Source organism: Hydrogenophaga pseudoflava (assembly GCF_004353865.1).
Taxonomy (GTDB): domain Bacteria; phylum Pseudomonadota; class Gammaproteobacteria; order Burkholderiales; family Burkholderiaceae_C; genus Hydrogenophaga; species Hydrogenophaga pseudoflava.
On sequence record NZ_CP037867.1, the window covers coordinates 3,452,716 to 3,467,034 of the forward strand.

Genomic DNA, 14,319 nt, shown 5'->3' on the forward strand with positions numbered 1-14,319 from the left:
GGTGGGCTCCTTCGTGTCGTGGGCTCCCGGGCTCGGGAGTGGCGCGATGCTAGGAAGGAACGCGGGGCTTGTGGGCGGCCGGCGGCGCTCAGGGCACGCCGCCCGGGCGGCGGCGGGCAAAATGCCCGGTCGGCCATCGAGGCCCGGGCTGGCCCCGCTACAATCGCCACCCATTGCGGGTGTAGTTCAATGGTAGAACGGCAGCTTCCCAAGCTTCATACGAGGGTTCGATTCCCTTCACCCGCTCCAGAATGACGAAGGCCCCGCGGCGCAAGCAGCGGGGCCTTCGGCTTTGTGGGCGAGCGGACCGGTCAGATCAGCGGCACGCCGGTCTTGCTCTGGATCTCCTCGCGCGTCACGCCGTCGGCCAGCTCCACCAGCTTCAGACCCTCGGGCGTCACGTCCATCACGCCCAGGTCGGTGATGATGCGGTCGACCACGCCCTTGCCGGTCAGCGGCAGGGTGCACTCGGACAGGATCTTCAGGTCGGTGCTGCCGTCCTTCTTCTTCGCCACGTGCTCCATCAGCACGATCACGCGCGGCACGCCAGCCACCAGGTCCATGGCGCCGCCCATGCCCTTGACCATCTTGCCGGGGATCATCCAGTTGGCCAGGTCACCCGTGCCGGTGACCTGCATGGCGCCCAGGATGGACAGGTTGATCTTGCCGCCACGGATCATGGCGAAGCTGTCGTGGCTGCCGAAGATCGACGAGCCCTTGATGGTGGTCACCGTCTGCTTGCCGGCGTTGATCAGGTCGGCGTCCACCTCGTCCTCATAGGGGAAGGGGCCGATGCCCAGCATGCCGTTCTCGCTCTGCAGCCACACCTCGACGTGGTCGGGCACGTGGTTGGCCACCAGCGTCGGGATGCCGATGCCGAGGTTCACGTAGAAACCGTCCTGCAGTTCCTGGGCCGCACGCGCGGCCATCTGGTCTTGGGTCCATGCCATGTTCGTGCTCCTTACTTGCGGTCGCGGGTGGTGCGCTTCTCGATGCGCTTCTCGGGCGTGGGGTTGTGCACGATGCGGTGCACGTAGATGCCGGGCAGGTGCACGTCGTCCGGAGCGATCTCGCCGGTGGCGACGATGCGCTCGACCTCGACGATGCAGACCTTGCCGGCCATGGCCGCGGCCGGGTTGAAGTTGCGCGCCGTCAGGTTGAAGCGCAGGTTGCCCGAGCGGTCGGCCACGTCGGCCTTGACCAGCGCCACCTCGGGGAACAGCGCGTGTTCCATCACGTAGGTCTCGCCGTTGAACTCGCGCAGCTCCTTGCCCTCGGCCACGATGGTGCCGACGCCGGTCTTGGTGAAGAAGGCCGGAATGCCGGCACCGCCGGCGCGCAGCTTCTCGGCCAGCGTGCCCTGGGGCGTGAATTCCAGTTCGAGTTCGCCGGCCAGGTACTGGCGCTCGAACTCCTTGTTCTCGCCCACGTAGGACGAGATCATTTTCTTGATCTGGCGCGTCTGCAGCAGCTTGCCCAGACCGAAGTCGTCCACGCCGGCGTTGTTGGAGATCGCAGTCAGGTTCTTCACGCCCGAATCGCGCAGGGCGTCGATGAGGGCCTCGGGAATGCCGCAGAGGCCGAAGCCGCCGACTGCTATCAGCTGGCCGTCGGCCACCACGCCCTTGAGGGCTTCGGCCGCGCTGGGATAGATCTTGTTCACGTGAAAAGACTCCAGTGGTTGAACAAACAGGGATCGAGAAATCGGGTGGCGGAACGATACTACGTATCCACATACGTAGTTTGACCTAAGGACCAACCCGCACACACCCATGGACCAGATCGACTACCGCCTCGCCTTCGACCTGGCCCCGGTGGGCCTGGCACTCTCGCGCCAGCGCACCATGGTGGACTGCAACCGGGCCCTGTGCGAGATGTTCGGTACAGCCCGCGAGCAATTGGTGGGTCAGAGCTTCCGCATCCTCTACCCCAGCGCCGACGAATACGAGCGCACCGGCGCGCGCATCGTTCCCATCCTGGGCCGTGGCGGCACCTACGCAGACGAACGCATCATGCAGCGGGTGGACGGCCGCTTCAAGGGAGAAACCTTCTGGTGCCACGTGACCGGCCGCGCGCTGAACCCGGCCGACCCGCACGCCGCCGGCATCTGGACCTTTGAAGACCTGAGCGCGCGCCGGCCGGTGGGCGCTGCGCTGACCCCGCGCGAGCGCGAGGTGGCCGCCTGCCTGATGGACGGCCTGACCAGCAAGGAAATCGGCAAGCAGCTGGGCATCAGCCACCGCACGGTGGAAATCCACCGCGCGCGGCTGATGCGCAAGTACCAGGCGCACAGCACGCCCGATCTTGTCCATCGACTGATCGCGGGAAGCTGAAGCCCGCAACAGTTCACTGGGGCTGGTAGCCCGAGTCCTTGATGATCCTCGCCCACACCTCGCGGTAGGCCGTCTCGCGCTTGCCGAGCTCGGCACCGCTCATGTAGCCCACGGTCAGGCCCATGGCGGTCAGCCGGTCCTTCACGTCGGCCTGCGCGATCACCTTCTGCAGCGCGGCAGCCAGCTTGTCGAGTTCGGCCTTGGGCGTGCCAACGGGCGCGAACAGACCGTAGTACGGCACTTCCTCGAAACCCTTGATGCCCAGTTCGGTGAAGGTCGGCACCTCGGGCAGTGCGGCCTGGCGCTGGGTGCCCATGACGGCGGCCACGCGCAGCTTGCCGGCCTTGTGGTTCTCGATGAAGTCGGGCACCGAGCCCACGCCGGCCGGGATGGTGTTGCCCAGCATGTCGGCCATCATGGGCGCGCTGCCACGGTAGGGTGCCGCCACCAGGTCCAGCCCGAACTGCTTGCCAATCACCTGCACCGCGAACTGCGGCGTGGACGCGGGCGCCGGGATGCCCATGGTCGCCTTGCCGCCGGCCGCCTTCACGCCGTCGATCCAGGCCTTGAAGTCGCGCGCCGGCGTGCCGCCCGACAGCGCCACCGCGTTGACGAAGGTGGCGAAACCGGCCACCGGCACGAAGTCCTTGGCCGGGTCGAAGCCCGGATTCTTCATCGTCAGCGGCAGGATGGACACGCTGTGGTCGTGGCTCAGAAACAGGGTGTGGCCATCGGGCGCGGCCGCCTTGAGCGCCTGTGCCGCCAGCTGGCCGCCCGCGCCGGCCTTGTTGTCAACCACCACGCTGCTGCCCAGCTCGGCCTGCAGGCGCTCGGCCAGGATGCGGGCGATGGCATCGGTGCCACCACCCGCCGGAAAACCGACCAGGATTCGGGTGGTTGGCGCCTGTGCGTGTGCCGTGAACGGCGACAGCAGGGCCGATGAAGTGGCAATCGCAGCGAACGTGCGCAGCATCCATGAACGGCGGCTTGAGGTCATGACAAACTCCTTTTGATTGAACGACGTTTAAGAAATTGACATTTGTTTGATTCTTTGAGCCATCCAGGCATCACAGACCGTCCACCGGGACCACCTCGGCCGCAGTGCGGAAGGCCTCCACCGCCGTGGGAATGCCGCAGTAGACGGCGGCGTGCAGCAGGACCTCCTGGATCTCTGCCGGCGTTGCCCCGTTGTTGAGCGCGCCGCGCACATGGCCATTGAGTTCGTGCTGCTTGCCCAGCGCGGTCAGCATGGCCACGGTGATGAGGCTGCGGGTCTTGCGGTCCAGGCCGGGCCGCTGCCAGACATCGCCCCAGGCGGCGCGCGAGATGTGGTCCTGGATCGGCTGGGTGAAGGACGTGGCGCCCGCCAGGGCGCGGTCGACAAAGTCGTCGCCCATCACCTCGCGGCGGGTCTGGAGGCCTCGGTGGTACTGCTCATCTTGCATGATTTGTTCCCCAGGTGTCAGAGTCGGTGCAACGCGCGAGGATAAGCTGGACCTTTGCCCAGAACCTGACCGGAGACAAACATGAGCGACCGCTACCCCCTGCCCGACCTGAACAGCCTGCCCGACGACCTCAAAGCCAAGATCCTGGAGGTGCAGGAGAAAGCAGGCTTCGTGCCCAATGTGTTCCTGGCCCTGGCCCGCCGCCCGGCCGAGTGGCGCGCCTTCTTCGCGTACCACGATGCGCTGATGGTGCCCGAGTCGGTGGGACGCAGCTCCGGGCTCACCAAGGGCGACCGGGAGATGATCGTCACCGCCACCAGCGCCGCCAACCATTGTCTGTACTGCGTGGTGGCGCACGGCGCCATCCTGCGCATCTACGAGAAAAAGCCCCTGGTGGCCGACCAGGTGGCGGTGAACCATCGCAAGGCCGACATTCCGCCGCGCCAGCGCGCCATGCTCGACTTCGCGATGAAGGTCTGCCTGGCCTCGCACGAGATCGACGACGCGGATTTCAAGGCCCTGGCCGCCCACGGTTTCAGTGATGAGGACGCCTGGGACATCGCCGCCATCACCGCGTTCTTCGGCCTGTCCAACCGCATGGCCAGCTTCAGCGGAATGATGCCCAATCCCGAGTTCTATCTGATGGGACGTATCCCCAAGCAGAAATAGAGCCCCACGCTCCAGCGCTGAAATCCGTCGATCAGCGCCCCAGCAGCGGCGGGTGGCCGGCGCCTTCGATCAGGGCGCGGGCTTGGTCGGACATGGGCACCGACTTCTGCCTGGGGAAGTCCACCCACACCACCGTCGCACCGCCATTGGCGCAGACCGTGACCGGGTCGTCGGTGCGCAGCATCTCGTGGAAAGTGTCGAACGAGGTTCTGCCCATCGTGCCGACATAGGTGCGCACCAGCACGTCGCCCGGGAACTCGAACTGCCGGATGAAGTTGCAGAAGGCGTTGACGATCACCGGCCCCTCGCCCTGCGGGTCGGCCGGCAGGCCCAGGCCGAAGAACCAGTCCAGCCGCGCAATCTCCATGTAGCGGAAATAGATCGTGTTGTTGACGTGCCCCATGGCGTCCATGTCGCCCCAGCGGATAGGCACCACGATTTCATGCACCAGGCGTTTCTCGGCAGGCAGTTCGAGTTTCATGGGTTGTCCTTGTCATGTTCAGCGGTGGGCGCGGATGGAGGCCAGGATGCCGGCCACGAACAGCACACAGGCCAGCAGCTGCGCGGTGGCCGGCCAGTCGCCGCTCCAGGCGAAGGCGTAGATCAGCGCAAACACGGTCTCGCTCACCACCAGCTGGCCGGCCAGGCTGGTGCTCAGTCGGCGGCTGGCGACGTTCCACATCACCGAAGCGATCCAGGCCGAACCGATGCCGGTGAAGGCGCACACGAACACGAACCGGCCGAAGCCAGGCCGGCCGGTCACTTCGGCCCAGCCGGTGCCCCAGCCCAGCCACAGCAACAGCCCGCCGAGCCCGGCGGCCAGACCCAGCCAGTTGGCCCAGGCGGTGGACTTCACCCCGGGGTGGCGGCGGATCCAGCGGGCGTTGAGCATGCCGAAGGCCAGCCAGCTGAGCATGGCGCCTGCAGCCAGCAGCACGCCGCGCCAGAAGTGGCCGGCCCCGCTGGCGTTCACCTCTTCCGCCGTGGCGTCCATCATCAGCACCATGCCGGCCGCCGTGAGCAGCAGCCCTGGCAGCAGCGCCGCCCAGCGCAGGTGCGCGGGTTTGCCCAGCAGCATCATCCAGACCGGCAGCGTGCCGATGATCAGTGCCGGCAGCGCCGCGCCGGCGTCGGCAATGCCGTAGACCAGCAGCAGGTAGTAGCCGGTGTAGCCCAGCACGCTGAGCCACAGCGCTGCGCCGGCCTGGGCCGCATCGGGCCACTGCCCGGCGCGCTGTCCTGATGGCATGCGCAGCGTCTGCCACAACATCCAGGTCAGCGAGAACAGGCCGCAGGCGATGAAGCGCCCCGCCGTGTAGTCCACCGACGAAAACCCGGGCGCCACCAGCGGCGCCACAAAGGTCGTGCCCCAGAACGCCCCTGCTCCCAGCCCGGCGGCGATGCCCGCCGCCATGCCGGGCGGCAGGCCCGCCGGCGCACGATCAGACACCGAAGCCGTCATCTGCCGCAATCACTGCACCGTTCACAAAGTGGCTCTCGTTAGACGCCAGCATGACCAGCACCGCGTCCAGATCGGCCGGCTGACCCACGCGCTTGCGCGGCAGCATGCCGATCAGCTTCTGGCCCTGTTCGGTCTGCCAGTGGTGGTGGTTGATCTCGGTGTCGATGTAGCCCGGGCAGATGGCGTTCACGTTGATGCCGAACTTGCCCCACTCCACGGCCATGGCCTTGGTCATCTGCACCACGGCAGCCTTGCTCATGCAGTACACGCCGATCTGCGGCAGCACCTTGAGCCCCGCCATCGACGCGATGTTGATGATGCGGCCACCGACGAAGGTGCCGGGCGCCGCGCCCTTGGCGCGCGCCAGCATGCGTTTGGCCACTTCCTGGGCGACGAAGAAGGCGCCCTTGGTGTTGGTGTTGAAGACGTAGTCGTAGTCCTCTTCGGCCACATCCTGCAGGCGCTGCGTGGTGCTCACGCCCGAGTTGTTCACCAGGATGTCGATCGGGCCGACCTCGGTCTCGGCGTGGGCCACAGCCGCCCTGATCGAGGCGGTGTCGGTCACGTCCAGCGCCACCACGTGCGCATCGCCTCCCTCGGCCTCGATGTGCGCGCGCAGCGCCATGAGGCGGTCGGTGCGGCGGCTGGCCAGCACGACGGCGGCACCGGCCTTGGCGAGGGTCTTGGCGAACTGTTCGCCCAGGCCGCCGGAAGCGCCGGTGATGAGGGCCACGCGGCCCGAAAGGTCGATCTGGTAGGTCACGGGATAATCTCCGGGCAGGTGCAAATTAGCACGATCGTTCGATTTTCTGGCGCCGCAGCAATAGAATGCTGTCCGCCCGACGACAGACGCCGCGCCAGGTGGCGGCAAAAGTACAAAACCATTATCCGCGAGACCCCCCATGACCTCTGAAGAAATCCTTGCCCAGTTCGGCCCGCGCGAAGCCATGGAATACGACGTGGTGATCGTCGGCGGAGGGCCCGCTGGCCTGGCCACCGCCATCCGCCTCAAGCAGCTGGCCACCGAAAAAGGCAGCGAGGTCAACGTCTGCGTGCTCGAGAAAGGCTCGGAGCCCGGCGCCCACATCCTCTCGGGCGCCGTGATGGACCCCAGGGCCATCACCGAACTGTTCCCGAACTGGAAGGAACTGGGCGCGCCGCTGAACCAGCCCGTCACCGGCGACGACCTGCTGGTGCTGTCCGAAACCGGCGCGCAGCGCACGCCCGACTGGCTGATGCCCCGCAACTTCCACAACGAGGGCTGCTACGTGATCAGCCTGGGCGCGGTCACCAAGTGGCTGGGTGAGCAGGCCGAGGCCCTGGGCGTGGAAATCTTCCCCGGCTTCGCGGCCGCCGAGGTGCTCTACAACGACGACGGTTCGGTCAAGGGCGTGGCCACCGGCAACCTCGGTGTGGGCAAGGACGGCGAGCCCATGGACAGCTTCCAGATCGGCATGGAGCTGCACGCGAAGTACACCGTGTTCGCCGAAGGCGCGCGTGGCCACCTGGGCAAGCAGCTGATCGCCAAATACAAACTGGACGAAGGCAAGGACGCTCAAACGTTTGCCATCGGCATCAAGGAACTGTGGGAAGTGCCGGCCGACAAGGCCAAGCCCGGCCTGGTGGTGCACACCGCTGGCTGGCCGCTGAACGACGACGCCTTCGGCGGCGGTTTCCTCTATCACCTCGAAGGCAACAAGGTCACGCTCGGCTATGTGATCGGCCTGGACTACCAGAACCCCTGGCTCTCTCCGTTCGAGGAGATGCAGCGCTGGAAGACCCACCCCAGCATCAAGGCGCACATCGAAGGCGGCAAGCGCCTGGGCTACGGCGCGCGTGCGCTGAACAATGGCACGCCGCAGGCCCTGCCCAAGACCGTGTTCCCGGGCGGTGCGCTGGTCGGCTGCGACGCCGGCTTCCTCAATGCCGCGCGCATCAAGGGCAGCCACGCGGCCATCAAGAGCGGCATGCTCTGCGCCGAAGCCGCCTTCGAGGCCGTGGCCGCGGGACGCCAGTCGGACGAACTCACCGCGTTCGAGACCGGCTTCAAGGCCAGCTGGCTGCACGAGGAACTCTGGACTTACCGCAACTTCAAGAACTGGTTCAAGAAGAGCCCGCTCATGGGCAAGCTCATGACCGGGGTCGAGCACTGGTTCCTGCCCAAGGTGGGCGTGAGCGTGCCGCCCTGGACGCTGCACAACACCGTCAAGGACCACACCAAGCTGCGCCCGGCGGCCGAGATGCCCAAGATCGCGTATCCGAAACCCGATGGTGTGATCACCTTCGACCGCCTCTCCAGCGTGTTCGTCAGCAACACCAACCACGAGGAGCAGCAGCCGGCGCACCTGACGCTCAAGGATGCCAGCGTGCCGGTGAAGATCAACCTGGCGAAGTACGCCGGCCCCGAGAGCCGCTACTGCCCGGCCGGCGTGTACGAGTTCGTCGAAAAGGACGGGCAGGACCAGCTGGTCATCAACGCGCAGAACTGCGTGCACTGCAAGACCTGCGACATCAAGGACCCGACGCAGAACATCGTCTGGGTCACGCCCGAAGGCGGGGGCGGTCCGAACTACGCCGGCATGTGAGCCCTGTGGCTTCCTGACACCAGCCGCCCTCCCGGGCGGCTTTTTTGTGCCCGCGCTTGGTTGCAAAAGGATACAGAACCCGTATCCTCGCCTTGGCTTTTGTCCACCATGACCTACGCCCACCTCTACCGCCACCGCTGGCTGCTGATCCGCCTGCCGATCGTGCTGGCCGTGGTGGTCATGGCTGCGGCGGCCTGGCGGTGGCTGTACCCGATGCCGCCCACCCAGCTGACGATCAGCAGCGGCCAGGCGGACGGTGCCTACCAGCGCCATGCCATGCGCTACGCCGAGGCCTTTTCCCGCCACGGCATTTCGCTGGAAATCCACTCGTCCGAGGGTTCGGCCACCAACCTGCAGCGTCTGCAGGCGCAGCCCCCCCAGACCGACCTGGCCCTGGTGCAAGGCGGATTTGGCTGGTCGTCGGCCGCTGGCGCGGCCCGCAGCGCGGCCGATGTCCAGACCCTGGGCAGTGTGGACATCGAGGTGCTGTGGCTGTTCAGCCGCGAACAGCCGATGACCTCCCTGCTTGACCTGGTGGGCAAACGGGTGGCCGCCGGCCCCGATGGCAGCGGACACCGGGCCATGCTGCAGCGCCTGCTGAAACAGATGCAAGTCGACCTGGGCCAGGTGGCGATGACGGCTCACAGCGGTGTGGCCGCGCGCGATGCCTTGCTGCGGCACGAGGTGGATGCGGTGTTCATGGTGGCGGCACCGAGTGCGCCCGGCATCGGCGCCCTGCTGTCCGCGCGGGGTGTTTACCTGGCGTCGCTTCGCCGCACAGCGGCCATATCGGAGCGCAACAACTACCTGGAAAACCGGCTGCTGCCCGAAGACACGCTCGGCCCCGGACAGCCACCAGCCGACACCCCGGTGCTGACCACACCGACGCACCTGCTGGTGCGCCAGGACCTCGATCCCGCCCTCAAGCGGCTCGCGGCCGCAGTGGCGATGGAGGTGCACGGCGGCGCGGATGCGTTCCATCGCGCGGGTGAATTCCCGGCCCTGCGCTTCAGCGACTTCCCCTCGGCACCCGAAGCGCGCCGGGTGCTGTCCCAGGGCCTGGGTGGCCTGGAGGCACTGCTGCCCTTCTGGTGGGCGCAGGTGCTGCAGCGCCTGCTGGTGATCGGCGTGCCCATGCTGCTGCTGGCGCTGGTGCTCGCGCGGCTGGTGCCGGCCTGGGTGCGCTGGCGGCTGGAGAACCGGGTCACCCGCTGGTACGGCGAGCTGCGGTTCATCGAGAACGATCTCGCGAACAACGCCGTCAACCTGGGTGGCATGGACCTCAGCCGCATCCACGGGCGGCTCAATGGCATGGAAACCGCCATCGTCGGCGAAGGGTTGCCGCCGGAACTGGCGCAGCGCTGCTACACCCTGCGCCAGCACGTGAACTTCGTGCGGCAGCGGATCCGGGAGTACCGCGGCCGATGAAGATCCTGCTGCTCTACCAGCGCCGCTGGTTCCTGATCTACCTGCCACTGCTGCTCCTGCTGTGCGCGGCGGTCGTGACCATCCTGTGGGTCTGGAAGCCGCTGCCGCCCCAGCGCGTGGTCATCGGCACCGGTCCCGGTCAGAGCAGCTACCTCGAGTTGGCCCGCAACTACGCAGCCCGGCTGGAGAACCTCGGCATCCAGGCCGACATCGTCGCCCACGACCGGCCCCAGGAAGCGCTGGACCGCATGGCTGCGGGCGGGGGCCGCATCGATGTCACCTTCGCCCAGGGCCTGTACGCGCCCAAGGGCGCCGCGGTACAGGCTCTGGCCGTGGTGGGTCACGAAATCGTGTGGGTGTTTGCGCGCGAGGGCATCGACCACCTCGACCAGCTGCGGGGCGGGCGAGTGGCGGCCTCGGTCGAAGGCTCGTCCAACCGCATCGCGGCCGACCTGCTGCTGCGCCACGCCGGGCTGGCCAAGGACGAAGTGGCGTTCACGGACGACGTCGGCGACAGCGCGATCGACGCCATCACCACCGGTCGGGTGGACGCCGTGGTGCACGTGGCGACCGGCGACTCGCAGACCGCGGCCACCCTGGCGCGGCTGGACGGCGTGCGCCTGCTGGGCGTGGAACGTGCCGGGCAGCTGGCCTCGCGCGAGCCCCGGCTGCGCGCCCTGGTCATGCCCCAGGGCTCGATCGAACTGCGCGCCAACCTGCCGGCGGCCGACCTGCCCACCATGGTCACACAGACCCATCTGATGGTGCGCGAGGACCTGCACCCCGCGCTGCAGCGCGCGCTGGTGGACGTGGCAGGCGAGCTGCACGTGATGTCCGGTTTCCTCGAAGGCCAGGGGATCTACCCCACCGCCATCGGCAGCAACTACCCGGTGTCCCCGGTGGCCCGAAAGGCGCTGCGCGGTGGGCGCCCCTGGATGGAAACCATCCTGCCCTACGGCATGGCGCAGTGGGCCGAGCTGGTGCTGTACGCGCTGCTGCCCGTGGGCCTGGCGGGCACCATGCTGCTGCTGCGGGCGCCCCGCTACATCGACTGGCGCGTCGACGCCGCCATCCTGCACTTCTACGGCGAGCTCAAGTTCCTGGAAGAAGACCTCTCCAGGCACCCCGACCCGGCCCGGCTGCGCGCCGCGGCGCGCCGCCTCGTGGTGCTGGAGCAGCAGGTCGACAAGATGGAACTGCCCGACCGCTACGCCGACCGCTGGTACACGCTGCGCGAACACCTGCATCAGGCGCGGACCCGGGTGCTGACCTCTCCGCAGACCGCCCCTCAGACCGTCCCGCAGACCTGAGCCGGCTGCGCTACATTGGCGCGCCATGACCGCTCCCCGACTGCACCCCGACCTGATCGAGCAACTTCATGCCCTGGCCGCTGGCCCCCGCCGGCTGCTGGGCGTGGTCGGCCCGCCTGGCGCGGGCAAGTCCACCCTGGCGGCGCTGATGGCGCAGGCGCTGGGCGAGCGCGCCCAGGCCGTGCCCATGGACGGCTACCACCTGGCGCAGATCGAACTGGAACGGCTGGGCCGCGCGCAGCGCAAGGGCGCGCCGGACACCTTCGACGCCGCCGGCTACGCCGCCCTGCTGCGTCGCTTGCGCCAGCAGGCCGCCGACGAGACGGTGTACGCGCCCGATTTCCGGCGCGAGATCGAAGAACCTGTGGCCGGCGCCCTGCCCGTCTTTGCGGCCACACCACTGGTCATCACCGAAGGCAACTACCTGCTGCTGGACGACGACCCGGCCTGGGCACCCGTCGCCGACCTGCTCGACGAGGTCTGGTACCTCGACGTACCTGCGGATTTGCGGCTGGAGCGGCTGGCCGCGCGCCACGTGCAGTTCGGCCGCACGCGCGAGCAGGCGCTGGCCTGGATCGCGCAGACCGACGAACCCAACGCGCGGCGCATCGAGGCCTCGGCCCACCGCGCCCGGCGACGGGTGACCTGGGACGAGCCCAGCAGCCAGTTTGTGTGACCGCCGGGCGCGTGCACTGCGCCCGGCGCATCGCCTGTTTCTGCAGCGCAACATCTCCCCCTTCCGGGGTGCCCAGGCCCCAGGGTTCGTAAACGTCGCTTAAGTGACCCAACTTATCATCCTTAAGTTTTGTATCTCCTCGGCAGACCCCACGCTCCGAAGGGCACCAGAGCAGATCCCGGACCGGGCCGGCAGGCACCGCCAGGGGACACAACAAACAAAACGGGTGGTCTTGCATGCATCAGGCGCTCACCAGCGAGCCAACAGGTCAATCCCCGCGCAAAGTGGCCCTCCGGTCGCTGGCCGTCGCCTTTCTTGCCATCCTCCTGGTCTTCCTGCAGGCCCGGCTCAGCCGCGATCTGCAGATTGTTTTTGACCTGCGGGTCGAGCGCCCCGGCCCTTACCAGCTGTACCTGGCCGACGACCAGGGCAACTTCAGCGAGCGGCTGAACTACACCCGCTCGACCCGGGCGGGCGAATGGCAGCGGCACACGATCAATGTGAACACGCTGCGCAAGGTGACCCAGGTCCGCATGGACCCGACCACCATGCCCGGCCGGGTGGACTTCGGCGCGCTGGAACTCAGAAGCCGCTGGGGCCTGCTCACCCTGCAGGGTCCGGCCCTGCGCGAGGCCATCCAGGGCATGAGCGACCTTTCCGTGTTGGCGGTGGAGCCCGAGATGATCCGCTTCCAGGTCACCGGCGCCGACCCCCACTTCGTGTACCGGCTGCCCAGGCAGGTGATCAGCCCGCCCACGCGCCAGATCTGGCCGGTGGCGCTGGGTACGGCCCTGGTCGCCGGCCTGGTGTGGCTGGCCGCGGAACTGGCCCTGGGCTGGATGCGCCGCGAGCGCCCGCGGTGGCACCAGGGCCTGTGGCAAACCGTGGCCCGCGGCTGGCTGCTCCCGCTGGTGGTCTGCCTGGGCCTGACCTGGAAGGCCTCGGACCGCATCTCCAGCGACCCGATCGTCGGCGACGGCATCCAGAACATGCTGATGGCGGTGAACCTGTTCAAGCACGGCACCTTTTCGCTGGACAACAACAGCAGCCCCAACCCCCGGCCCACCAACTTCCGCGAGCCTCTGGACCCGCTGGTGGTGGCGCTGCACCTGAAGCTGGCCGTGCCGGACGCTGTGGACCGGCCCATGGCCGACTTCCGCTCCGGCGACCTCACGCGCACCATCAAGCTGAGCAACCTGCTGTGGGTGTTCCTTGGCCTCGCGGGCATCTGGGCGCTGGCGCGGCGGCTGGGCGGCAGCAACCTGGCGGGTGCCGTGGCCACCGGCCTGAGCTTCCAGATCTTCTTCCATGGCGGCACCTACATCGACACGCTCTACACCGAGCTCTCCACCGCCACGCTCATGATCTGGGGAACCTACGGCCTGCTGCGGGCGGTGCAGCAGCAGTCGCTGGGCTGGTTCTTCGGGTCGGGCATGCTGATGGGTCTGCTGGCCCTGGGCAAGGCCGCGTTCGCCTACATCGGGGTCGTTGCCGTGCCGCTGCTGATGGCGGCCCTGCTGATCGCCCGGCGTCCCGACCGGTTTGCCTTCTCGCAGGTCATCGTGTGGGGGCTGGTGATGGGGTTCGCGTTTCTGCTCACCCTCTCGCCCTGGCTGGCGCGCAACTACGCGCACTTCGACAACTTCCGCATCAACGAGCGCGGCGGCCTGATCCTCTGGGGCCGTGCCCACATGAACAACATGAGCAACGAAGAGGTGCTCGGCCTGGTCTACGACCACAGCCCCACGCTGTACCGGCGCGCCGTGGCCGGCACCCACCTGGGTGAGAGGCCGGGCGACTTCGAGCGCGGCGGCCGCTGGCAGCGCATCAACCGCCACCTCTCCACCTTCTGGGAGTCCGACCGCCGCGCCGCCTATGCAGGCACTCCAGAACAAGCCATCAGCTTCCACTACAACCTGGCGGCGCAATACAACCAGCGGGTGTTCCGCAAGCGCGACCAGGGCCACCCCTTCCCCGACCAGGCCGTCGGCGACGAGATGAAGCGCGAGGCCATGGCCATGCTCAAGGAGCGCCCCTGGCGCCATGTGGCCATGACGGCCGCCTTCTTCTGGCACGGTTTCTGGAGCTTCAAGAAGGTCGAGGTGCCGCTGGTGTCCATCGCGACGCAGGACGCCATCGGCGAGCTGCTCAACCTGTTCGCTGGCGTGGCCCTGTTCGGCGTGTTCTGCTACGGCCTGTTCCGGCGGCACGCGCAGTGGGTCGCGGTGACCGTGCTGCCCGTGGGCCTGCTGGTGTTCTACGCCTTCCTCAGCCACAACATCCCGCGCTACTCGTCACCGGCCCATCCGATGATGCTGCTGGCGCTGGTGCTGGTGGTGCGCACGCTGTGGCTGCGCTGGCGGCGCCGGCAGCATCCCCCCGGCCCCGAGCGGATGGTCGGCTGACCCCCC

Annotated in this window: 14 protein-coding genes and 1 tRNA gene; 8 read left to right on the forward strand and 7 right to left on the reverse strand. The window is 67.8% G+C overall.

Annotated features, from left to right (window positions below):
* Nucleotides 1–175: 175 nt before the first annotated feature.
* Nucleotides 176–249: transfer RNA gene (locus tag HPF_RS16555), tRNA-Gly, on the forward strand.
* 62 nt (nt 250–311) lie between these two features.
* Here the strand turns inward: HPF_RS16555 and HPF_RS16560 are convergent.
* Together HPF_RS16560 and HPF_RS16565 are read right to left on the reverse strand one after the other, a co-directional pair.
* Nucleotides 312–950 (reverse strand): CoA transferase subunit B, encoded by a 639-nt coding sequence (locus HPF_RS16560; RefSeq protein WP_133157226.1) that lies wholly within the window; start codon nt 948–950, stop codon nt 312–314.
* An 11-nt stretch (nt 951–961) separates the two neighbouring features.
* Complete coding sequence (locus HPF_RS16565) at nt 962–1,663, reverse strand: CoA transferase subunit A (protein ID WP_066158291.1); 702 nt, start codon at nt 1,661–1,663, stop codon at nt 962–964.
* Between the two features lie 109 nt (nt 1,664–1,772).
* Here HPF_RS16565 and HPF_RS16570 point away from each other — a divergent pair, with 109 nt between their 5' ends.
* On the forward strand, nt 1,773–2,333 hold the full coding sequence (locus HPF_RS16570) for a LuxR C-terminal-related transcriptional regulator (RefSeq protein WP_133157227.1): 561 nt from the start codon (nt 1,773–1,775) through the stop codon (nt 2,331–2,333).
* Between the two features lie 13 nt (nt 2,334–2,346).
* Here the strand turns inward: HPF_RS16570 and HPF_RS16575 are convergent, their stop codons facing one another.
* Nucleotides 2,347–3,330: a Bug family tripartite tricarboxylate transporter substrate binding protein gene (locus tag HPF_RS16575; protein WP_066158288.1), complete on the reverse strand. Its 984-nt coding sequence runs from the start codon at nt 3,328–3,330 to the stop codon at nt 2,347–2,349.
* A 70-nt stretch (nt 3,331–3,400) separates the two neighbouring features.
* The gene (gene pcaC / locus HPF_RS16580; RefSeq protein ID WP_133157228.1) at nt 3,401–3,778 is read right to left on the reverse strand and encodes a 4-carboxymuconolactone decarboxylase; all 378 of its coding nucleotides are present in this window, start codon (nt 3,776–3,778) and stop codon (nt 3,401–3,403) included.
* 81 nt (nt 3,779–3,859) lie between these two features.
* Here pcaC and HPF_RS16585 point away from each other — a divergent pair, with 81 nt between their 5' ends.
* Nucleotides 3,860–4,447: a peroxidase-related enzyme gene (locus HPF_RS16585; RefSeq protein ID WP_133157229.1), complete on the forward strand. Its 588-nt coding sequence runs from the start codon at nt 3,860–3,862 to the stop codon at nt 4,445–4,447.
* 31 nt (nt 4,448–4,478) lie between these two features.
* Here HPF_RS16585 and HPF_RS16590 read toward each other — a convergent pair whose 3' ends face one another.
* Genes HPF_RS16590 through HPF_RS16600 form a run of 3 tightly spaced genes read right to left on the reverse strand, consistent with a single transcriptional unit; the run spans nt 4,479 to nt 6,672 of the window.
* A complete protein-coding gene (locus HPF_RS16590; RefSeq protein WP_127805172.1) occupies nt 4,479–4,928 on the reverse strand; it encodes an acyl-CoA thioesterase in 450 nt (149 codons plus the stop codon).
* A gap of 18 nt (nt 4,929–4,946) precedes the next feature.
* Nucleotides 4,947–5,909 (reverse strand): DMT family transporter, encoded by a 963-nt coding sequence (locus tag HPF_RS16595; protein ID WP_243721602.1) that lies wholly within the window; start codon nt 5,907–5,909, stop codon nt 4,947–4,949.
* Nucleotides 5,890–6,672, reverse strand: a complete 783-nt coding sequence (locus tag HPF_RS16600) for an SDR family oxidoreductase (protein ID WP_066158281.1) — start codon at nt 6,670–6,672, stop codon at nt 5,890–5,892. Before HPF_RS16600 ends, HPF_RS16595 begins: the two co-directional genes overlap by 20 nt.
* Nucleotides 6,673–6,811: 139 nt before the next feature.
* Here HPF_RS16600 and HPF_RS16605 point away from each other — a divergent pair, with 139 nt between their 5' ends.
* The 5 genes from HPF_RS16605 to HPF_RS16625 all read left to right on the forward strand — a co-directional run bounded on the left by HPF_RS16605 (nt 6,812) and on the right by HPF_RS16625 (nt 14,313).
* The gene (locus HPF_RS16605) at nt 6,812–8,494 is read left to right on the forward strand and encodes an electron transfer flavoprotein-ubiquinone oxidoreductase (protein ID WP_133157230.1); all 1,683 of its coding nucleotides are present in this window, start codon (nt 6,812–6,814) and stop codon (nt 8,492–8,494) included.
* 108 nt (nt 8,495–8,602) lie between these two features.
* Complete coding sequence (locus tag HPF_RS16610; protein WP_133157231.1) at nt 8,603–9,922, forward strand: TAXI family TRAP transporter solute-binding subunit; 1,320 nt, start codon at nt 8,603–8,605, stop codon at nt 9,920–9,922.
* Nucleotides 9,919–11,232, forward strand: coding sequence for an ABC transporter substrate-binding protein (locus HPF_RS16615; protein ID WP_133157232.1), 1,314 nt, complete (start codon nt 9,919–9,921; stop codon nt 11,230–11,232). The genes HPF_RS16610 and HPF_RS16615 overlap by 4 nt, the downstream gene beginning before the upstream one ends.
* A 25-nt stretch (nt 11,233–11,257) precedes the next feature.
* On the forward strand, nt 11,258–11,908 hold the full coding sequence (locus HPF_RS16620) for a nucleoside/nucleotide kinase family protein (RefSeq protein ID WP_133157233.1): 651 nt from the start codon (nt 11,258–11,260) through the stop codon (nt 11,906–11,908).
* Nucleotides 11,909–12,144: 236 nt separating this feature from the next.
* Nucleotides 12,145–14,313 (forward strand): ArnT family glycosyltransferase, encoded by a 2,169-nt coding sequence (locus HPF_RS16625; RefSeq protein WP_133157234.1) that lies wholly within the window; start codon nt 12,145–12,147, stop codon nt 14,311–14,313.
* Nucleotides 14,314–14,319 lie beyond the last annotated feature (6 nt).